Below are 19,841 nucleotides of genomic sequence, written 5' to 3' on the forward strand. Positions count from 1 at the left end.
GTCCGGTCGTGAGCGTGAGCGGTCGGTGTACACAACGAACTCGTGCGGAGTCTGCGGGCTCGCGTCACTCGACGTGGTCGCCACGGACTCGGCGTGGAGCGTCGCGGAGGACGAACTGCGGGTCGAGCGAGAGCTGGTGGTCTCGCTCCCCGATCGACTCCGCGAGGCGCAGGCGGTGTTCGAGCGCACCGGCGGCGTGCAGGCGGCCGGACTCTTCGACTCCGACGGCTCGCTGCTGGTGCTCCGGGAGGACCTGGGGCGGCACAACGCCGTAGACAAGGTGGTCGGTTGGGGGCTTCGGGAGGGACGGCTGCCGTTGCGCGGGACACTGCTGCAGGTGTCGGGGCGCGCCTCGTTCGAGCTCGTGCAGAAGGCGGTGATGGCGGGCTTCCCGCTGCTCTCTGCGGTCGGCGCCCCGCCGTCGCTGGCCGTCGACCTGGCCCGAGACAGCGGCCTCACCCTGATCGGTTTCAGCCGCGGCTCCGGCTTCAACCTCTACTCCGGCGACGCCCGCCTGCCGCCCTGACCGCCTCGATCCGTGACGCGGCCTCGATACGCCGCGTCCCGCGGCTCCTCGACCACCAAGGCAAACGAGCAAGCATTCGGCAGAGGGCCGCGACCCGGAATCGCGTGCGAGCGATTCCGGGCAGCCCGACAGGACCCGCTCTGCGGAACGCAGCCCTTCGAGAAGCCGACCGCGGTCGTGCAGCGGTTCACCGCTGCACGACGAGCAAGCGCCGCCGCGTGCGAGCGATTCCGGGCAGCCCGACAGGACCCGCTCTGCGGAACGCAGCCCTTCGAGAAGCCGACCGCGAGTCGTGGAGCGGCGCAGCCGCTACACGACCGATAAGGACTGCCGGGCGATCTCGAGTTCTTCGTTGGTGGGGATGACGAGGACGGCGACGCGGGAGTCATCGGTCGAGATGCGGCGGGCGCCGCGGTCGGTGGAGGTATTGCGTTCGGGGTCGAGTTCGATGCCGAGGCCCTCGAGGCCGCGGAGGGCGCCGGCGCGGACGGCGGCGACGTTCTCGCCGACTCCTGCCGTGAACACGACGGCGTCGACGCGCCCGAGCTGAGCGTAGAAGGCCCCGATGTAGTGGCGGAGGCGGTGGTAGTAGACGTCGAGTCCGGCGCGGGCCTGCTCGTCGCCCGCCTCGGCAGCCTCCTGGACATCGCGCATGTCGCCGCGTCCGGTGAGGCCGAGCAGTCCGCTGCGGCGGTTGAGGAGGGTGTCGAGCTCGTCGATGGCGAGGCCTGCCTTGCGGGCGAGGTGGAAGACGACGGCGGGGTCGAGGTCGCCGGAGCGGGTGCCCATCACCAGGCCTTCCAGCGGCGTCATCCCCATCGAGGTCTCGACGGAGACGCCGCCGTCGACGGCGCAGGCGGACGCTCCGTTGCCCAGGTGCAGGACGATCGTCTTGAGGTCGGAGCGGCGGCGGCCGAGGTAGGCGGCGGCCGCTTCCGAGACGAACTTGTGCGAGGTGCCGTGGAAACCGTAGCGGCGGACGCGGTGCTTCTCGGCGAGTTCGGCGGGCAAAGCGTAGGTCGAGGCCTCGGCGGGGATGGTGTGGTGAAAGGCGGTGTCGAAGACGGCGACGTGCGGGACGTCGGGGAACGCCTTCTGCGCCGCCTCGATGCCCTCAAGGTTGGCGGGGTTGTGCAGCGGGGCGAGGTCGGCGAGGTCCTCGATGTTGATCTTCACCAGATCGGTGACGACGGTCGGCTCGAAGAAGCGCTTGCCGCCGTGCACGACGCGGTGGCCCACAGCGACCGGCGGGAATTCGTCGAGGCTTGGGCCGTGCTCGCCGAACGCGCGGATCATCGCGTCAAAGCCCGCGGTGTGATCGGGGATCGGCGCTTCGATCTCGAACGACTCCCCCTCGCGGGTGTGCTTGGTTCGGCCCGAGTTCTCGCCGATCCGCTCGACGAGGCCGCTCGCAAGCGTCTCCTCCGTGGTCATCTCGATGAGCTGGTACTTGAACGACGACGAACCGCTGTTGACGACGAGGACGACGGACATGAGGAGACTCCTGGGGGATCGGGGTCGGCAGGGCGGGGCGGCGGCGCGGTGGCCGCTAGCCCACCACGGGGATGGCGGCGGTGGGCGGAATGATGGCCTGGGTCGCCGCCTGGATGGCCGTGATAGCGACGGTGTTGACGATGTCCTGCACGAGCGCACCGCGCGAGAGATCGTTGACGGGTTTGCGCAGGCCCTGGAGGACCGGCCCGATCGCGACGGCGCCGGCCGAACGCTGCACGGCCTTGTAGGTGTTGTTGCCCGTGTTCAGATCGGGGAAGATGAACACCGTCGCGCGCCCGGCGACCTGGGAGCCGGGCATCTTCGAGGCGGCGACCGCCGTATCCGCCGCCGCGTCGTACTGGATGGGGCCCTCGACGAGCAGGTCGGGTCGGCGCTCGCGCACCAGCGCCGTCGCCGCGCGGACCTTCTCGACGTCCGCGCCGGCTCCGCTCTCGCCGGTGGAGTAGGAGAGCATCGCAATGCGCGGGTCGATGCCGAACTGCTGCGCGGTCTCGGCGGAGGAGATCGCGATGTCGGCGAGCTGCGCCTCGGTCGGGTCGGGGTTCACCGCGCAGTCGCCATAGACCAGGACCCGATCGGCGAGCGCCATCAGGAACACGCTCGAGACGACCGAGACGCCCGGGCTGGTCTTGATGATCTCGAAGCCGGGGCGGATGGTGTGCGCCGTTGTGTGCGCGGCTCCGGAGACCATGCCGTCGGCTAGGCCGAGCTGCACCATCATCGTGCCGAAGTAGGAGACGTCGGTGACCGTGTCGTAGGCGTGGTCGTAGGTGATGCCCTTGTGCGCGCGGATGCGGGCGTACTCCTCGGCGAAGCGGGCGCGGTGCTCGGAGTCGAGGGTGCTCAGCACGCGGGCGCCATCGAGGTCGAGGCCCAGGCCTGCCGCTCGGGCGCGGATCTCGGCCTCCTCGCCGAGGATCGTCAGCCGGGCGATGCCGCGCCGAAGGACGGTCGCGGCGGCGCGGAGGATCCGGTCGTCTCCGCCCTCGGGCAGCACGATGTGGCGGTCGGCGATGCGCGCGCGCTCGATCAGGCCGTACTCGAACATCAGCGGGGTGACGACCTCGGAGCGGCCCACGTCGAGCAGGGTGAGCAGCTCGACGACATCGACCGCCTCCTGGAAGAGGGCGAGCGAGGTGTCGCGCTTGCGCGGCGAGTCGGCCGCGAGGCGTCCCCGCGCAGCGGTGACGCGGACGGCGGTGTCGTAGGTGCCGAGCTCGGTCATCACGATCGGAACACGGCTGTCGACGCCCTCAATCAGCCGGACGATCGGCTCCGGCAGCTCGAACCCGCCGTTGAGAATAATGCCGGTGACGGTGGGGAACGTGCCGGAGGCGTGGGCCATGATCACGGCGAGGACGACCTCGGGGCGGTCGCCGGGGACGATCACCACGCCGCCCTCGGTGAGACGCGGGAGGACGTTGACCATCGACATACCGGCGATCACGACGCCGAGCGCCTCGCGGCCGAGCAGCTCGGGGTCGCCCGCGACGACGACTCCGTCGACCGCCTCGACCAGGCGGGACAGGCTCGGGGCGACGAGGAATGGATCCTCCCGGATGGCCCAGACCGGCACCGAGGCGGGGATGCTCTCGCGGATCGCCGCGATCGCGTCGGTTGCGGTGGCCGGATCGGCACGGTTCGCGATCACTCCGATGAGGCCCGCGTGAGCCGTGCGCAGCTCGACGGACGCGAGTTCGGTGATCTGACGCATCTCCTCCGGCGTGCGCGCGGGCGCCTGGCCGAGCTGTTCGCTGCGGGAGGGATCGCGGCCGGTGAGCACGAGCAGGACCGGGGCTCCGAGGTTCGCGGCGATGCGGGCGTTGTAGCCCAGCTCGGTGGGGCTGCCGACGTCGGTGTAGTCGGAGCCGAGGATGACGACGGCGTCGCACCGCGCCTCGACGCTCTTGTAGCGCTCGACGATGCGCGAGAGGGCGGCCTCGCCGTCGGCGTGCACATCCTCGTAGGTCACGCCGATGCAGTCCTCATAAGCGAGGCCGGAGTCCGAATGGCCGAGCAGCATCTCGAGCACGTAGTCGGGCTCGGAGGTGGAGCGGGCGATCGGACGGAAGACGCCGACCCGCTGCACCTGGCTGCTGAGCGCGTCGAGGACGCCGAGGGCGATCGTGGACTTGCCCGAATGACCTTCGGCGGACGAGATGTAGATGCTCTGAACCATCGGATGCAGCCTACCGAGGGGGTCCGTCCGCCTAGCTGGGTAGAGGCCAGGGAGGGGAGGGCGTGCACATGTGGCGGGCTGTGGAGGAGCATGTGCCAGCATGTGCCGGGGGCGCGGACGAAGCGGCCCAGTGAAGCGAGCGGAGCAGCGCTTAAAAGGAAGAAGACCCCCCGCGCACCCGCCAGAGCCCGGTTACCCTTGCTGCGTTTCCGCCCTGGGGGAGTTGGCCTGGATGGCGCCACGCGGGGAGCCGGGTGACAGTCTAACCGACGACGCGCGCCGCCGAGAGCGGCGCTCCGCGGGCTCGTGGTCAGCGCGCGGCTGCGACACCGGCTAGTATCGATGAGTCGCGGCTCCGGTCGCGCCAGGAGGATTCGCCTAGTGGCCTATGGCGCACGCTTGGAAAGCGTGTTGGGTGAAAGCCCTCGGGGGTTCGAATCCCCCATCCTCCGCGAACGGTGTCCGTAGCTCTCGCCAGCACGGGCACCGTTTGTGCATGCCGGGGGCTCCGGCACGGCGCCAGTGGCACAGTTCGGCGATCCGACCCCGCTGACGGGAAGACCGGACCCGACCTGACCTCCGGCGCCCGAGGCCCGTCGAGCAGGAGGCGCTCCCCGGGCTGAGGCGCTCGACCGCCGGGAACGCCGTGCGCAGCGCGACGACTGCGCGGGCCGCGGGATCGGTGGGTCCCGCCACCGCCGTCGTGATCGCCGCGAGGACGGACTCGCGCAAGCGGAACGAGAGCTCGTCGTCCGGGTCGAGGTTCAGACAAGACCTGGCGCCTTGGCCCACGTATGCAGACCCGCGGGCGATGTTCCTACCGGGCTTTCGTCTATATCTACAAAACCTCGACTGGCAAACAGATGCTTACTTGCATCATTCGAGGAGTGAATATTCGCCCAGAATGCGCAGTCGAGCTGGTGGTAAAGCCTGTTTGCTTCGAGCAGTCGAAGGCCCTCGTCGAGTAGTCGGCCACCCAATCCAGTGCCGCGGTAGTCGATGTGCGTCGCGATCGCCCTCACGAGCAGCTGCGTCTCGTCGACGTCGAAAGAGAGCCAAATAACTCCGGCTATCTCAGAGCCGAACATGGCTAAAATTACGCCTTCGTCCTCTGGCACGGGGAGACGGAGCCCCCGAATGGCACTTTGCGTCTCGAGTTCCCATTTGCTCGGGTGGTGACGACCTCGATGCTTGTCCCACAGCCATTTGGGAGGATCAGCGCACACGAAATGGTTGAGAGCCTCCTCATGCGAGGCGTCGGCCAGCACCCACATGGGCTCGCTATCGACCAGCGTTCCTCCGAGCACTCAGGCGCCGGCGCACCGCGTCGACCTTCGCCGGGTCGACGGTCTTCCTGCCGATGCCCTGGTGGAACGCAAGAGCAAGGTCTGCGCGTTCGGAGTCGGTCATGCCGTCGTTTGCATCGGCGGCGGACCCTACTTTGCCAGTTCGCTTCAGTGTCATCACGGGAACCATCTCCTGACCCTAACCGCTGAGCCCGCGCGCCCGCTGAGCTGAGTGACCCCAAGGCGGGGGTAATTTCTAGCTTCGTCAGATTTCGATGCTCGAAATCCTCTCATCGTGGTGCCCACCGACGATTGCTCAGTCGGCGATACGCCCCAGCCATTCGTCGAGCAAAAGGCGCTCCCCCGGGCTCAGGCGCTCGATCGCTGGGAGCGCCGTGCGCAGGGCGACGGCGTGCGCGACGACCGCGCGGGCCGCAGGATCGGTGGGGCCCGCCTCCGCCGTGGTGATCGCTGCGAGGACGGACTCGCGCGAGCGGGACGAGAGCTCGTCGTCCGGGTCGGCGAGGGCGGTCAGGATGAGGGTGCAGCCGAGCGCGGCCGAGTGCAGCAGGCGCGAGGCGCGCTCCACGTCGACCGTGAGGCGGCCGGCTTCGGCGACGGCGCGGACCGCGTCGAGGAGGACGCCACGGGACAGGCGGGCCGCCTCCGACTCCTCCCCCGGCCGAGCGGTGAACATCAGCGCGTAGAGGTGCGGTTCGGCGAGCCCGAAGGCGACGTGGTGATCCCAGGCGGCGCGGAGGGCGTCGACGGGGTCAGTCGGCACCTCGCTCCGCTCGAAGTCGGCGAGTGCCGAGGCGAACCCGGCAGCCGCCGCGGAGTCGAGGAGCCCGCGCAGGTCGCCGAACGTCCGGTAGATCGTGGGCGCTTGCACCCCCGCCGCCGCACTGATCGCCCGCGTCGACACGGCATCGCGCCCGCCCTCGGCCAGCAGCTCCCCCGTCGCCCGAAGTATCCGCTCCCGCGCCGTCCCACTCTCGCTCACGCTACCGACGCTAACACGCGCCCGTTAGCACTTGTGTCGCCGCGAGATGCCGCCATTCGGACGAAATGGGTCGCAGCGGCGGCGGATCTCGACCGGACGAGGGCATCTCGCGACATTTCGCGAGAGGGAGGGGTCAGCGGCGGCGGGCTGTGCCGAAGATGCCACGGACGACCTCGCGGAGGAGAGTCTTGCCGACGCTCGACCCGAGAATTTCCTCGACGACGGTCTTGTCGCGGCGGGTGGTGCGGATACCGCGCGAGGTCGGTGCCGTGCGCCTCCTGGAGCGTTCGGCGGCCTGGTCGGCGGCGCGTTTGGCGGCGGCGTCCTCCTTCGCACGGCGAGCGTCATCGGCGGCCCGCTGCTCGGCGGCGACGCGGGCCTCCTCGGCCTCGGCGGCGGCGTCGAGTCGGCGGGTGAGGATTTCGCGGGCGGAGTCGCGGTCGAGGGCGGTGCCGTAGCGGGGAAGGAGCGGGGAGCGCTGGACGCTCGCCTCGCGGTCGGCCTCGGGGGTCGGCTTCATCGAGCCCAGCGGTGCGCGCAGGCGGGTCCAGGCGACCGGGGTCGGGGCGCCGCGCTCGTCCATCACCGTCACGACGGCCTCGCCGATGGGGAGCGCCTGCAGGACGTCGCCGAGGTCGTAGTCGCTCTCGGGGTAGGTCGAGACGGTGGCGCGGAGGGCCTTCGCGTCGTCCGGAGTGTGCGCGCGGAGCTGGTGCTGCACGCGGGAGCCGAGCTGGGCGAGGACGTCGCTGGGCACGTCCTTCGGCGTCTGCGTGACGAAGACGATGCCGACGCCCTTGGAGCGAATGAGGCGCACGGTCTGCGTGATCGCGGCGAGGAAGTCCTTTGATGCGTCGCGAAAGAGCAGGTGCGCCTCGTCGAAGAAGAAGACGAGCTTGGGCTTGTCGAGGTCGCCCACCTCGGGCAGGTCGTTGAACAGGTCGGCGAGCAGCCACATCAGGAAGGTGGAGAACAGGGCCGGGCGGTCGGCGACTCCGGGGACCTCGAGGAGGCTGACCACGCCGCGTCCGTCGGGGGTGGAGCGCAGGAACTCGGCGGTATCGATCTCGGGCTCGCCGAAGAACACGTCGGCGCCCTGGTCGGCGAACGCGATCAGCTCACGGAGGATGACCCCGGCGGTCGCTTTCGAGAGTCCGCCGAGTTCGGCGAGCTCGGCTGTGCCCTCCTCGCCGACGAGGTAGGTGAGCACGGCGCGGAGGTCGGAGAGGTCGACCAGCGGGAGGCGGGCGCTCTCGGCGTAGTGGAAGACGAGGCCGAGGCTCGACTCCTGAGTGTGATTGAGGCCGAGCACCTTCGAGAGCAGGAGCGGGCCGAAGCCGGTGACGGTGGCTCGGACGGGGACGCCGGTGCCGATTCCACCGAGCGCGAAGTACTCGGCGGGCGCCGCCTCCGGCCGCCAGTCCTGGCCGATACCGCGGGCACGGGCGAGCAGCGCGTCGTTCGGGGTGCCGGGGGTGGCGAGGCCGGAGAGGTCGCCTTTGATGTCGGCGGCGAAGACGGGGACGCCGTGGGCCGAGAGCTGCTCGGCGAGGACCTGCAGGGTCTTGGTCTTGCCGGTGCCCGTCGCGCCGACGACGAGACCGTGCCGATTGAGCATGCCGAGCGGGATGCGGACGGGGACGTCGATCCGCGCGTCACCGTTGACGAGGGCGCCGAGCTCGAGGGCCGGTCCGGCGAAGGCGTAGCCGGCGCGCACGGCGTCGACGGCGCTCTCGGCGAGCGGGCCAGGGACGCGCGCGGCGGGCCCAGCTCCGGCATCCGCTACCTGCACTGATCCGCTCGCCGATTCTGCGACGAGCCGCACGTCGTCGGCGACCGCCTCCGCCTCCTCCGGGCCGGCCGCCGCGTTCAGCGCCGCAGCCGCGGCCTCCGCTCGCGCCAGCGCCTCGGCGGCCTCGGCCTGCAGTCGGCGAGCGGCGTCCAGGGCCGCTCGCGCCTCGTCCCGCGCCGAAGCGAGGGCGTCGTCGTCACTCATGGGCTCAGCCTAGGGTCGCGACGCATCGGTCCTCGCGGATGTGCCAGGACTGGCCGTAACCACCGTCCGCCACGGGCCGGGCCATCAGCTCGAGGAACGGGTCGGCGCGCAGCACCTCCGGGCCGAGCACGCCGGTGGCGGTCCAGGCGCCGGTCGCGAGCAGCTCCAGTGCGATCACCGGGTTGAGCGCCGTCTGCCAGACCACGCACTGGGTGCCGTACTCGGCCATCGTCCACTCGTTGTCGCTCAGGTGGTAGAGGTACACCTCGCGGTGCCCGCCGTCCTTCGCACCCGAGACGAACAGACCCGCGCAGGTCTTCCCCGTCATCCGCGGGCCGATACCGGCCGGATCGGGCAGGGCGGCGGCGACGACGTCACGCGGCGAGACCTCGACGGGGCCGCCGGCCGACGGACCTTCAGGGGCTCGGTGCGGTCCAGGCCGAGGAGGTGGAGGGTGCGCAGGACGCCGATGAACTGCTCGCCGAGGCCGTACTTGAAGGTGATCTTCTTCGCGTTGAGCCAGCGCGGCATCAGCAGCACCTCCTCGTACTCCACGTTCACGCACTCGACCGGGCCGATGCCCTCGGGGAACTCGAACACCTCCGGCTCCGAGAAGGGGGCAATGGTGTACCAGCCGCGATCGCGCTCGAAGACGACCGGCGGGTTCAGGCACTCCTCGATGGTCGTCCAGATGGAGAAGGAGGGCGCGAAGATCACGCGGCCGTCCTCGTCGTGCACCACCAGGTTCGCGCCGTCTCGCACGCCGAACTCGTCGATCTCGTCGATCTCGTCGAACTCGTCGAACTCGTCGAACTCGTCGAAGAAGTGATCGGAGGCGTAGCGCGCGAAGACGTCGGAGAGGCCGGGCTCGACGCCCATTCCCACGAGGGCAAGGCGGCCGCGGGAAGACCACTCCTCCGACGCGGCGAACTGCTCGTCGCCGAGCATCACGCCGGTCCGCTCGTGCGGCTGGTCGGGGTGCGGGCTCGACAGGCTCATCTCCATGTCGAGGTAGTCGGCCTCGGCGGCGAGGGCGCCGGCGAAGACCGAGGGGACAAAGCGCGGCTCGACCGCGTTCATCACCTGCGTCGCCCCGTGTGCCCGGGCGACGGTCTCGACGTTCTCGGCATTGGAGGCGTCGATCCGGGCGGCGACGAAGCGATCGTCGACACCGTGGCGCTCGGCGATCCAGGCGACGGTGCGCTCGGCCCGGTCGAGGTCGTAGTCGCAGACGATGATCTGCTCGAGGAAGGAGCGGCGGGCGGCGATCGTGGCGAAGGCGTCGCCGACGCCGCCCGCGCCGACCAGGAGGATTCTCATGGGCCACCGTAGCGACGGATCGCGTCATCCACCATGCTGGATACCGACGAGATCGGGGCACGAAGTCTCGTGCAGCCACCGGATCCGTCATCACTGAGTCTCCTCAGCTCGTTCGAGCAGGCGGAGGAAGCCAGAGAGCCGCTCGAGGCCGATCAGCGAGGTGGGCAGCGAAGCGGCGAGCGCCGGAGAGTGCACCAGGTAGGCCGCCCACTTCGCTCGCGAGATCGCGACGTTGAGCCGGTTGGGCAGGAGGAGGAACTCGAGGCCACGGGGCACATCCGCCCCCGAGGACGCGGCGAGCGAGACGATCGCGACCACCGCCTCCCGACCCTGGAAGAGGTCGACGGTGCCGACCGGCGTCTCGTCGAGTCCTGCGGCGTCCAGGGCGGCACGAAGGAGCCCGCCCTGAGCGTTGTAGGGGGCGACGACGATCACATCGGCCGCGGTGAGACTCCGCTCGCCGTACTCGTCGACCCAGGTGCGGCCGACGAGGGAGAGAGTGATCTCGACCACGCGCCGCGCCTCGTCCGGCGAGGAGGTGGTGTCGCCCGCGTGCTCCACCGGGACGGAGTGCAGGCCCGGAGTCACTCCCTCCAACAGGCGCTCCTCGGGGGCCCGCGACCGGAGGGCGCCCTCGTAGGAGAGCTCGGAGACGGCGGCGGCAAGCGCCGGGTGCATCCGGTGCGTCTGTGCGAGGAAGTAGCCGTATTCGGCCGGGAGGACGTCGTGCCCGTCGGCGAGCCAGCCGAGCGCCGACTCGTCGACCGGCTCAGGATGTGCGCCCTGGCTCACCTGCGGGAGTTGCTGCGGGTCGCCGAGCAGGAGCAGGCGCTGCGCGGAGACGGCGGACGCGATCGTCGGCGCGAGCGAGAACTGGCCGGCCTCGTCCACGACGAGCAGGTCGAGCGAGCGGCGCGGGACGGTGATGGGGTTGGCGAAGGTCCAGGCGGTGCCGCCGATGACGCAGCCGCCGCCCTCCTCGAGGACTGCGGTGAGCGCCGCCGCAGTCTTCACCGGCGCCCAGAGGGCGGCCTCGAGCGCCTCGGCCGACGTGCCTGCCTTGGGCACCTTCGCGACCCGGGACGGATCGACTCCCCGGCCGACGACGGCGCCGAGCACGTTCTCGACCACCGAGTGCGATTGGCCGACCACGCCGATCCGCCAGCCGTGCTCGTTCACGAGGCGCGCGATGACGTGCGAGCCAACGTAGGTCTTCCCCGTGCCGGGCGGACCCTGCACGGCGAGGGTCGCCCCTTCGAGCCCGAGCAGCGTGGTGACGACCGCACCGATGACGTCGTCGCCCTGCACCGGAGCGACGGAGGGGGGCGGCACGCGGCGCAGGACGTCAAGTGCCGGGTCGGGCAGCATCGCGGGCAGAGCATCGAGGACCTCGCCGCCCCACTCGGCGATCGCCTCGGGCTGAGGTGCGGCGCGAGGCGGCGGTGCCGGAGCGAGGGCGACGGGGGCATCCTCGTGCAGGTCCTCCCCCGCCGTGAGGCCCTCCTTCACGAGCAGGACGATCCGCTCCCCGTCGTCGTCGACCGCGAGGATCTCGGAGCGCTCGGACGCGCCGCGCAGCCCCGGGCCGGGCGAGGGAGCACCTGGCGGCGGCGGGGCCTCGTAGACGAGGTAGGGCGAGGAGCCGACGCCGAGCCGACTGCCGGGAGCGAGGCTGCCGAGGATCCGCAGCTCCCGCGACTGCGTGCGCGCCCGCGGAAGCTTCGCCCAGTCGCGGACGACCTCGACCCGGTCGATCATCACCACGTCGCGAGTCTGGGCCCACTCGTCGAGCGGCTGGCGGAGGCGGTCGAAGTGCTCCTGCCAGAAGGTCTTCGCCTCGCGGCGGTGGTAGTCGATCGCGGCACCGGCGAGGGCGAGGGCGCTCCGATCCGGTGTGCGCTCGCGCGGCTCCACGCCCTCGACCTGCGCGAGCAGGGCGGCGGCGACCGGGTGCGGCTCGCGCGGCACAGGAATCTCGACCTCGAGCAGCGGCGGCAGCTCCTCGCGCGGCGGGGCGAGCGCCAGTAGCCAGTCGCGCAGCCGCAGGGTGGATCGGCAATCGTCGGCGTTGTACTCGGCGACGAGGTCGAGCCGGCGCTGCCCGTCGGCCGGATCGACGGCCAGCGCGGCGCGCGCCTGCACGTACATCTCGATGCTGTCGGCGGCGTTCGTCACGCCCGCCGCGTCGCGCTCCTGCTCGCCCATGTACAGCGGCTCGAGCTTCTTCAGGGAGTAGCTGCGCGAACCCACCCGGAGCGCCCGCCGCACGACGGGGTAGAGGTCGACCAGGACGCCGTCGCGCAGGAGCGCGTCGACCTCCTCCTCGCCGACTCCGTGCCGGAGCGCGAGCGAGAGCAGGTGGCTGCGCTCGTACGAGGCGTAGTGGTAGACGTGCATCCCGGGGTGCTCGGCGCGGCGGGCGCGCAGGAGCAGGAGGAAGTCGAGGAGCGCCCGACGCTCGGCCGCGAGGTCGTGCGCCCAGAGCGCGGTGAAGCGCTCCTGGTCATCGACCATGCCGAAGAGGTAGTCGAGGCCCCACTCCCGGTGGTCCTCGGAGTACAGCGGGTCGCCCTCGAAGTCGAAGAAGAGGTCGCCCGGATCGGGCGCGGGCAGCGCAGCGAGGACGGAGGAGTCGATCACCTCGACGGCCGGGACGGGCGAGGCCTCGGAGCGCCGTTGGAGCCGCGCCTGGGCCCGCAGGGTCTCGAGCGTGCCCGTGCCCAGCCCGGGGACGGAGCCGTCGTGCTCCGCGAGCGCGTCGAGGGTGCTCACTCCAGCCGCCGCGAGCTTCGCCCGCTGGTCGAGCCGCATTCCGGCGACGAGGATCGGATCGCGGTGAGCCTGCACCTCGGGAGCGCAGACGGAGCAGCGCCCGCAGGAGGGGTAGCGCGAATCCCCCCATGCCAGAGGCTCGTCGGCGGCGAGGCGCTCGGCGAGCACGGCGCGGAGCCGAGCGCGCTGCACCCGCTGGACCGGGGCGACGACGTCGAGCTCGTGGCTGGTGACGGAGCCGTCGCCGAGCACGAGGTGGACCTGCTCCCCCACCCGGATTCCGCGCGCCTGCATCTGCTCGGCGTAGGCGGCGAGCTGCAGCAGCGCGGGGACCTTCGCGTGCCGGGCGAGCTTGGTGTCGTAGACCTCGTAGGCGCCGTCGGCGGTGCGCAGCAGAAAGTCGGAGAAGCCGAGGAACTCGCCGTCGAAGAAGGTGGCCTGGTAGAGCACGTCGACTCCGGCCCGCATCGCCGCGACGGCGGCCTCGGCCGCCGCGGGGTAGTCGGCGGGCTCGGGGCGCGGGAATTCGAGGACCTCGTGCGAGCGCTTCAGCTCGGCGAGGAAGCGGTGCTCGTGCTCGTCGCCGAGAGCGGCGGTGCGCTCGAGCATTCCGTCCTTGTCGGCCTCCAGGCGCGGAGCGAGGCCCAGCAGGGCGTCGAACCGGCGCAGGAGGGCCCACTCGCAGGCCGCCCAGTTCGCCAGGTCGGTGGGGCTCGTGACCACGCGGCCGGATTCCAGGTACACGCGACTCCCTCCGTGACCACCGGGCGGCGATCACCTCCAGGCTAGGGCGACCCACCGACACGGGAACCGCCCGCGCGGGGCGCGTGGCAGGCTGGGCGGATGAGCCGCGCGCGCTTCGAGATCATCCCGGCCGAGGACATCGGCGAGCGGGCGATGCGGGCCTTCCCGGATCCCTCCGCCGTGACGCTGACCGTGACGAGCCTGCCCAAACACGGGACGGGGCGGACCGCGGACTGCGCAGTCGAGCTCGCCGGGCGCGGGTTCCGCGTGGTGCCGCACCTCGCGGCACGCAACGTCGAGGGCCGCGGCGCGTTAGAACGAGTGCTCAGGCGGATGGACGCCGCGGGGATCGACGAGGCGTTCGTGATCTCGGGCGACGCGACCTCGGCGGCCGGCTCCTACTCCACGAGCCTCGAGCTGATCCGCGACGCCCGCGAGATCGCACCCGGGCTGGCCCTGGACATCGCGGGGTACCCCGAGGGCCACCCGCGCCTCTCCGACGAGAGCATCGAGCGGCACCTGCGCGAGCGCGCCCCGTTCATCCGCTCGATCGTCACGCAGATGTGCTTCGACGTGGACGCCGTGGTGCGCTACGCCGACCGCCTCCGCGCGCAGGGCATCACGGCGGACCTGTGGGCGGGGGTGCCGGGGCCGGTCGAGCGCTCGCGGCTGCTGACGCTGGGCGCGCGGATCGGGGTCGGCTCCTCGCTCGGATTCTTGAGGCGGAGCACGTCGGTGGCCGGTGGGCTCCTCCGCGGCCGCCGCTTCGATCCGTCCGCGTTCGTCGCACGCCTGGAGTCCGCGGCCGGCGAGCGCCTCGCGGGCCTGCACGTCTACACCTTCAACGAGCTCGGCTCCCTCGCCGCCTTCGCCTGATCGGCGCCCGCCACCCGTGGCGGGACAGCACCCGTGAGGGCCACGCCCGGCAGCTCGCCGTCAGGTCGTGCGACGAATCCAGACGGCGGATGCGGGAGCTCGGCCTCGGAGCGGAGGCGGCCGGCTAGGGGCGCCCAGACCACGAGGGCCACGCCGATCCCGAGCAGCAGGCCGCCGACGGTGTCGCTCAGCCAGTGCGCGCCGAGATAGGTGCGGCTCGCCATCATCGCCACCGTAAAGAGGAAGCCGGCGATCCAGACCCACAGCAGCGGGAAGACCAGGGCCAGCACCATCGCTGTGGTCGCGGCGTTCGCGGTGTGGCCGGAGGGGAACGAGCCGTAGTCGCTGCTAACGAGCATGTCGGCGGGGCGGGCGCGACCCACCAGCTCCTTCACCAGCTGGGTGGCGCCGACGCTGACGAGTGCGGCGATCGCGTAGTAGAGCGCGGCCCACCGCCTCCGGAACACGAGCAGCACGGCGACAATGCCCAGCGGGAGGAGCGTCGTGCCGACAAGACCTGCTCCGACCGTGTTCATGACGAGGGCCGGGATGTCCCACACCGGCGATCGGTGCTCGACGATCTCGTCCATCCACTCGACGTCGAAGCGGAAGGCAGACGTGGGGCGGAAGGCGATCAGCACGGCCAGGAGCACCGTGAGCAGGAGGGCGAGCGAGGCCGAGATCAGCGGCCAGCGGCGGGAGATCCGGTGCGCGGCCTCCTTCGTGAGCAACCGCGCAACGACATCGTCGGAGGGCACCTGCTCGCGCATCCGCTCGCGCTGGATGGCGTCGGGACGCGCGATTCCGGGCTCGGTCGACGGGCGGTCGTGGCGGGGGTCCATCCGGACATGATGCCGTCACCTCGCGTTCACGCGCGGGGGGGTTGCGGCGGACAGAGCGGTGTCGGCTCGTGGAACCGTGTCCGGCTCGTGAGAAGCAGCGGTTTCGGCGAGCCGGAGTGGATTCTGCGAGCCGGAAAGTGCCGGGGAGGCGGGGCCGGCCCGGCGTCAAACGGGGTGGAGCGGGGTGGCGAGGGGGTCGGCGAGCAGACGCTCGAAGGCGAGCTCGGCCGCGCCGAGCATCAGCAGATCGGCGCCGAGCTCGGTGCGGACGATGCGCACGGAGTCGAGCGCGACGCGAAAGGGGCCGCCGCGGCCCAGTCGCTCCTCGAGGAACCCCGGCGCGACGCCGATCAGCGCGCCGAGGAAGCCGCCCAGCACCACGAGCTGGGGGTTGAACACGTTAATCACATTGCGCAGGGCGACCGCGAGGTGTCCGAGCTGGCGCTCGACTTCGGCCCGGACGGCCGGATCCTCCGAGGCGGCGAGCGCCTCCTCCAGCCGCTCGCTCTCATCAAGGCCGAGCACGGTGAGCAGTTCGGCGCGCCCGACCTCGGTCTCGAGGCAGCCGACGGCGCCGCAGTGGCAGTCGATTCCCGCGCTGGTGACCAGGGTGTGGCCGATCTCGCCCGCGTAGCCGTCGATGCCGTGCAGCGGCGCGCCGCCGATGATGACGCCCCCGCCGACTCCGCTCGCGCCGCCGTTGAGGTAGACGAGGTGCGAGACATCACGGCCGGCGCCCAGCACGCTCTCGGCGAGCGCGCCGAGGTTCGCGTCGTTCGCCGAGAGGACGGGCAGGCCGGTGGCCTCGGCGAGCATGCGAGAGAAGGGCTCGTCGTCCCAGCCGAGGTGCGGGCCGACCCGGACGAGACCGTCGGCGTCGCGCACGAGGCCCGGGACAGCGACGCCGATGCCGACGGTGCGGGTGTCCTCGGGGAGCTCGGCCAGCAGCTCTGCGACCGCCTCGGCCGCCAAGCGGGCAGCGGCCTCGGCGGTGGGGACGGAGGCGGAGCGGCGGATGCGGTGGCGCACCGTGGCGTCCACTCCGACCACGGCGACGGTCACGGCGTCGATCTCGGGGTTCACGGCAAGCGCGACGACTCCGGGATCGGCTTCGACGACGGGGCTCGGCCGACCGACCTGGTTCGCCGTGGCGGGCTCGCGCTCGCGCACGATACCCAGTTCCACCAGCTCGCTGACCAACGCGGCGATGGTGGAGCGGTTGAGGCCGGTGAGGCGCGTCAGCTGCGAGCGGGAGCGGGGGCCACCGCGATGCACGAGGCGGAGGATCGCCGAGAGATTGTGCCTCCGGACACGGTCGAGGTTGTTGCCGCGCGTCGCGTAATCAGGCATTCCGCGGTCTCCTCTGCTTGCGGGGGTCAGCCTAGCGGCGGGGATGGCGCCAGACCTGCTGGTCGAGGAGCCGCGCAGCGGCGTATCGAGGCCCGCCCGCCTCAGGCCGCGACCCACCCCCAGCTCCCGGCCGGCCCGTCCACTGTCGGGTCGCAGGATCCAGCCGATAACAATCGCGGCGATGACGGTCGGCAGGATCTGCGGCAGGTAGTACGTGGCACGGAGGAAGCTGGCGAGCCTGCCGCCGAACTTCTTGCCGACCAGGTCGAACAGAATCGCGGCGAGCAGGAGGCCGAGGATCGTCGGCACGATCACCATCGCGATGATCATGGAGACCGAGTTGAGGAACGAGGTCCAGAACTGGTCGTCGCCCATCAGCTCGATCCAGTTATCGAGGCCGATGAAGATCGGCGGCTTGATGCCCCGCCAGGACGTGAAACTGATGGAGACGTTCCACACCAGCGGGATCAGCACGATGAACGTGAAGAGCACGAACCCCGGAATCAAGTAGAGCCAGTAGGCGCCGGAGCGCTTCTCACGAGGAGGTGCTGTCGTCGTCATGGGTACTCCTCAGTCGTACGAATTCGTCTGGTGTCCAGCCGCGAGATGCCACTTATGACGGGGTGCGACGGCGTGTCGCCCTCATAAGTGGCATCTCGCGGAGGGGGAAGGGGGGTGCGGAGGGGGCGGGGGCGGGGGGTACTTGATGTCGGCGACTCCGTCGTCGTAGGTCGACTGGAGGTCGGAGAGCATGGCGGACTGGTCGGAGGAACCGTTGATGAGTTCCTGGGTCGCGGCGACGAGGTCGTCGTAGAAAGTCGCGGTCGGCCAGTCGGGGTAGAAGGAGAGCTGGTCGCCGTCGACGACCGTCTTCCACTGCGAGAGCAGCGCCTTGCTCTTCTCATCGGTGATGGCGCTCTCCTCGACGACCAGCGGGATGCCTCCGTTGTTCCCAATAAGGTTCTGGATCTCGGGGCGCATCGTGATGTCGATCCACTTGTAGGCGAGATCCTTGTTCTTCGCCGTCTCCGGGATCACCCAGTGGTTGCCGGCTGAACCCATCGTGAACTCGGCGCCCGGGAAGAGGAAGGTGTCCCAGTCGAATCCGGTGATCTCGGTCGTGAACCGGCCGAACCACCAGGAGCCCGAGAAGAAGATCGGGTATTCGCCCGAGATGAACGCCGTGCCCGCGTCTTCGGCCTTCAGCCCGGAGGCGTCGGCCGAGAAGTAGCCCTTGTCGACGGAGGTTTTCAGCTGATCGGCGGCGTAGCTCCAGGCCGCGTCCTCGAAGTCGACGTCTCCGGTGTAGGTCTGGTAGTCCGTGATCCAGGAGCGGTCGGCCTTGAGCAGCGCGAGCTGGTAGAAGAGCTGCTGCAACGGGTACTCGGCGCCGGCCTCGGCCAGCGGGGTGATCCCCTTCGCGACGAAGGCGTCCAGGGCTGCCGTGAACTCCTCGTAGGTGGTGGGCACCTCGAGGCCGTTCGCGGCGAAGACGTCCTTGTTGTAGTAGACGAACGTGAATTCGCCGTAATTGGGGATTCCGTACCAGGAGCCGGAGCCCATGATCCCGTTCTCGTCGTACTTCGCGGTGGTCTGCAGGGCGCCGGGGACGAGCGAGTCCCAGCCGTAGAACGAGACCGCCTCGTCGAGGTTGGTGAGAAGGCCCTGGCTCGAGAGAAGCCCGCTGGTCGCGTTGCCCTTGTTGTACTCGACGACGTCGGGCGCCGAGTTGGAGTTGAAGATCTGGCTGGCGCCGGTGCGCAGCTGCTCGAAAGCCTTGAACTCGTAGGCGATCTCGGCTCCCGTCTCCTGGATGAAGATGCCGCGGGCGGCGAGCGAGGCGATGCCGCGGTCGCTGTCGGGCGTCTCGAAGTCCCAGAGGGTGAGGGTGCGGCCAGCGCCGTCGACCGTGGTCGACAGTGCCTCAGAGCCGGCATTGGAGCCGCCACCGGAGCAGGCGGTCAGCGCGAACATCGCGCTGAGGCCGAGTCCGCCGGCGAGCACGTTGCGCCGGCTGAGACCGACGGACGGACGGTGGAAGGCGGAGCGGGATCGGAGCGTCATTGCGGTGGTTCTCCTTCGAACGGTGCGGTGGTGCTGGAGGGGGGGGGAGCGCTCTCTCTCGCTGCCGTCTCTTGTCGAAGCGTTTCGACAGTGCACAGAGCGAAAACCTGCGCGCAGTGGAGGAAAAGGGGACTACAGAGAGGCCGGCACGCGAGCGCCGGACGGGACCGCCGACACCGCGGCGCCGGTCGGAGCGACCGCGAGAGACCCGCGGTCGACGTAGGAGGGCGGAATCAGTTCGACGCCGACGGTGCGGCCGGAGTCGATCTGCTGGAGGGTCCGCGCGACGGCCGCACGGCACATCGCGTCGAACGGGAGGGGGAGGCTGCTCGTGGGGACCGGGAGGGTGCCCCCGTCGTAGCTGGCGCAGGCGGCCAGAATCGACAGATCGCCGGGGACGGAGAGGCCGCGCTCGAGGACGCGCTCGATCGCCGCCTCCGCCACGGGCTCGTTGCAGTGCAGCACCAGGGCGGTCGGCGGGACGGGGATGGCCAGGATCGCGTCGATCGCGGCCGACACACTCGAGCGGCCGAGGTGCGGGCGCTCGACGGCGATCTCGACTCCCAGCACTGCCGCCTCGGCGCGGAACGCCTCGTCGAAGCGGCGGACGAAGCCGGCGTTGCGGTCGGTGTAGGACTGCGGGTGCTCGAGCAGCCCGAGCGAGCGGTGGCCCAGATCGGCGAGCCGACGCACGCTCTCGCGGGCGGCCTCGGCGAAGTCGAGGTCGACGCACGCGAGATCGTGGGAGTCGGCGGGCACTCCGATGAACGTAGCGGGCACGCCCGCCGCGCGGATCAGCTCCGCGCGGTCATCGTCGTCGTCGACACCCATCAGGACGATGCCATCGACGAGCGAGGACGAGGAGACGCGGCCGATGCCGCTGGAGGCCTCGTCGGTGACGAGCAGCAGCACGTCGTAGTCCGACTCCCTGGCCCGCTCGAGGACCTCGGTGACGAAGCGCATGTGGGTCGGCAGGTGCAGCTCGCCGCGCATCGGAGCGGAGAGGGCCAGGATGTGGGTCCGCGCGCCGGCGAGCATCCGGGCCCCCGCGTGCGGCCGGTAGCCGAGCTGGCGCACCGCGTCGTCCACGCGCTGCCGAGTGGAGGCGGCGATTGATCTCTTGCCGGAGAGGGCGTAGGAGACGGTGCTGATCGAGACTCCGGCAACGCGGGCCACGTCGTGGATGGTCGCCATGATTCCTCCTGCCGGACGTCGTCGTCGGTCGCGGCCGAGTTTCGAAGCGCTTCGACCGGTGGTGCTGGAGCGACTGTACGACCAGTCGAAGCGCGTGCGCAAGCGCTCGGCGGACGGGCTGGGTGCTGCCGGAGGTGTTGCGCCCCTCCGCTCGCACGGGATATGTTGGCCTCA

The 19,841-nt window shown here is 70.7% G+C and carries 13 protein-coding genes, 1 tRNA gene, 1 other RNA gene and 1 pseudogene; 3 read left to right on the forward strand and 13 right to left on the reverse strand.

Going from position 1 to position 19,841, the window contains the following annotated elements:
* Window positions 1-19: 19 nt before the first annotated feature.
* Window positions 20-526, forward strand: a pseudogene (locus C1O28_RS09940) (formate dehydrogenase accessory sulfurtransferase FdhD); the annotation flags it as partial.
* Window positions 527-835: 309 nt separating this feature from the next.
* On the opposite strand, the gene C1O28_RS09945 reads toward C1O28_RS09940, so the two are convergent.
* From C1O28_RS09945 to ffs, 3 genes are all read right to left on the reverse strand, one after another.
* Entirely contained in the window at window positions 836-2,020 is a 1,185-nt protein-coding gene (locus tag C1O28_RS09945) for an acetate/propionate family kinase (RefSeq protein ID WP_097165384.1), read from the reverse strand.
* A 55-nt stretch (window positions 2,021-2,075) separates the two neighbouring features.
* Entirely contained in the window at window positions 2,076-4,220 is a 2,145-nt protein-coding gene (pta, locus tag C1O28_RS09950) for a phosphate acetyltransferase (RefSeq protein WP_097165383.1), read from the reverse strand.
* 158 nt (window positions 4,221-4,378) lie between these two features.
* Window positions 4,379-4,475: signal recognition particle sRNA small type (ffs, locus tag C1O28_RS09955), an RNA gene on the reverse strand.
* 112 nt (window positions 4,476-4,587) lie between these two features.
* On the opposite strand from ffs, the gene C1O28_RS09960 reads away from it, so the two are divergent.
* A tRNA-Ser gene (locus tag C1O28_RS09960) sits at window positions 4,588-4,672 on the forward strand.
* Between the two features lie 312 nt (window positions 4,673-4,984).
* Here C1O28_RS09960 and C1O28_RS09965 read toward each other — a convergent pair.
* The 6 genes from C1O28_RS09965 to C1O28_RS09985 form a co-directional block, all read right to left on the reverse strand.
* Window positions 4,985-5,488, reverse strand: a complete 504-nt coding sequence (locus C1O28_RS09965; RefSeq protein WP_160487482.1) for a GNAT family N-acetyltransferase — start codon at window positions 5,486-5,488, stop codon at window positions 4,985-4,987.
* 334 nt (window positions 5,489-5,822) lie between these two features.
* A complete protein-coding gene (locus tag C1O28_RS09970; RefSeq protein WP_097165381.1) occupies window positions 5,823-6,509 on the reverse strand; it encodes a TetR/AcrR family transcriptional regulator in 687 nt (228 codons plus the stop codon).
* A 133-nt stretch (window positions 6,510-6,642) separates the two neighbouring features.
* Window positions 6,643-8,505, reverse strand: coding sequence for a helicase HerA-like domain-containing protein (locus C1O28_RS09975; protein WP_097165380.1), 1,863 nt, complete (start codon window positions 8,503-8,505; stop codon window positions 6,643-6,645).
* Between the two features lie 4 nt (window positions 8,506-8,509).
* Entirely contained in the window at window positions 8,510-8,833 is a 324-nt protein-coding gene (locus C1O28_RS15940; protein WP_474091844.1) for a saccharopine dehydrogenase family protein, read from the reverse strand.
* A complete protein-coding gene (locus tag C1O28_RS09980) occupies window positions 8,830-9,825 on the reverse strand; it encodes a saccharopine dehydrogenase family protein (protein WP_337189887.1) in 996 nt (331 codons plus the stop codon). Before C1O28_RS09980 ends, C1O28_RS15940 begins: the two co-directional genes overlap by 4 nt.
* A gap of 90 nt (window positions 9,826-9,915) precedes the next feature.
* On the reverse strand, window positions 9,916-13,341 hold the full coding sequence (locus C1O28_RS09985; RefSeq protein WP_097165379.1) for a TM0106 family RecB-like putative nuclease: 3,426 nt from the start codon (window positions 13,339-13,341) through the stop codon (window positions 9,916-9,918).
* A gap of 99 nt (window positions 13,342-13,440) precedes the next feature.
* Here C1O28_RS09985 and C1O28_RS09990 point away from each other — a divergent pair, with 99 nt between their 5' ends.
* Entirely contained in the window at window positions 13,441-14,217 is a 777-nt protein-coding gene (locus tag C1O28_RS09990) for a methylenetetrahydrofolate reductase (RefSeq protein WP_097165378.1), read from the forward strand.
* Here the strand turns inward: C1O28_RS09990 and C1O28_RS09995 are convergent.
* The 4 genes from C1O28_RS09995 to C1O28_RS10010 all read right to left on the reverse strand — a co-directional run bounded on the left by C1O28_RS09995 (window position 14,175) and on the right by C1O28_RS10010 (window position 19,667).
* A complete protein-coding gene (locus C1O28_RS09995) occupies window positions 14,175-15,059 on the reverse strand; it encodes a phosphatase PAP2 family protein (RefSeq protein WP_237397897.1) in 885 nt (294 codons plus the stop codon). The two genes, C1O28_RS09990 and C1O28_RS09995, sit on opposite strands and share 43 nt — an antisense overlap.
* A 165-nt stretch (window positions 15,060-15,224) precedes the next feature.
* The gene (locus tag C1O28_RS10000) at window positions 15,225-16,970 is read right to left on the reverse strand and encodes an ROK family protein (protein WP_337189888.1); all 1,746 of its coding nucleotides are present in this window, start codon (window positions 16,968-16,970) and stop codon (window positions 15,225-15,227) included.
* A gap of 81 nt (window positions 16,971-17,051) precedes the next feature.
* Window positions 17,052-18,473 (reverse strand): ABC transporter substrate-binding protein, encoded by a 1,422-nt coding sequence (locus C1O28_RS10005; RefSeq protein ID WP_237397898.1) that lies wholly within the window; start codon window positions 18,471-18,473, stop codon window positions 17,052-17,054.
* 132 nt (window positions 18,474-18,605) lie between these two features.
* On the reverse strand, window positions 18,606-19,667 hold the full coding sequence (locus tag C1O28_RS10010) for a LacI family DNA-binding transcriptional regulator (protein ID WP_097165377.1): 1,062 nt from the start codon (window positions 19,665-19,667) through the stop codon (window positions 18,606-18,608).
* Window positions 19,668-19,841 lie beyond the last annotated feature (174 nt).

Origin of the sequence: Rathayibacter rathayi (assembly GCF_004011095.1) — a bacterium.
GTDB classification, from domain to species: Bacteria; Actinomycetota; Actinomycetes; order Actinomycetales; family Microbacteriaceae; genus Rathayibacter; species Rathayibacter rathayi.

What these genes read in the sequence shown, in the direction of transcription:
- C1O28_RS09980 (WP_337189887.1), bottom strand. Translation starts at nt 9,825, where the DNA reads ATGAGAATCCTCCTGGTCGGCGCGGGCGGCGTCGGCGACGCCTTCGCC.
- C1O28_RS09990 (WP_097165378.1), top strand. Translation starts at nt 13,441, where the DNA reads ATGAGCCGCGCGCGCTTCGAGATCATCCCGGCCGAGGACATCGGCGAG.
- C1O28_RS10000 (WP_337189888.1), bottom strand. Translation starts at nt 16,970, where the DNA reads ATGACGACGACAGCACCTCCTCGTGAGAAGCGCTCCGGCGCCTACTGG.
- pta (WP_097165383.1), bottom strand. Translation starts at nt 4,220, where the DNA reads ATGGTTCAGAGCATCTACATCTCGTCCGCCGAAGGTCATTCGGGCAAG.
- C1O28_RS10010 (WP_097165377.1), bottom strand. Translation starts at nt 19,667, where the DNA reads ATGGCGACCATCCACGACGTGGCCCGCGTTGCCGGAGTCTCGATCAGC.
- C1O28_RS10005 (WP_237397898.1), bottom strand. Translation starts at nt 18,473, where the DNA reads ATGACGCTCCGATCCCGCTCCGCCTTCCACCGTCCGTCCGTCGGTCTC.
- C1O28_RS15940 (WP_474091844.1), bottom strand. Translation starts at nt 8,833, where the DNA reads ATGACGGGGAAGACCTGCGCGGGTCTGTTCGTCTCGGGTGCGAAGGAC.
- C1O28_RS09995 (WP_237397897.1), bottom strand. Translation starts at nt 15,059, where the DNA reads ATGGACCCCCGCCACGACCGCCCGTCGACCGAGCCCGGAATCGCGCGT.
- C1O28_RS09975 (WP_097165380.1), bottom strand. Translation starts at nt 8,505, where the DNA reads ATGAGTGACGACGACGCCCTCGCTTCGGCGCGGGACGAGGCGCGAGCG.
- C1O28_RS09945 (WP_097165384.1), bottom strand. Translation starts at nt 2,020, where the DNA reads ATGTCCGTCGTCCTCGTCGTCAACAGCGGTTCGTCGTCGTTCAAGTAC.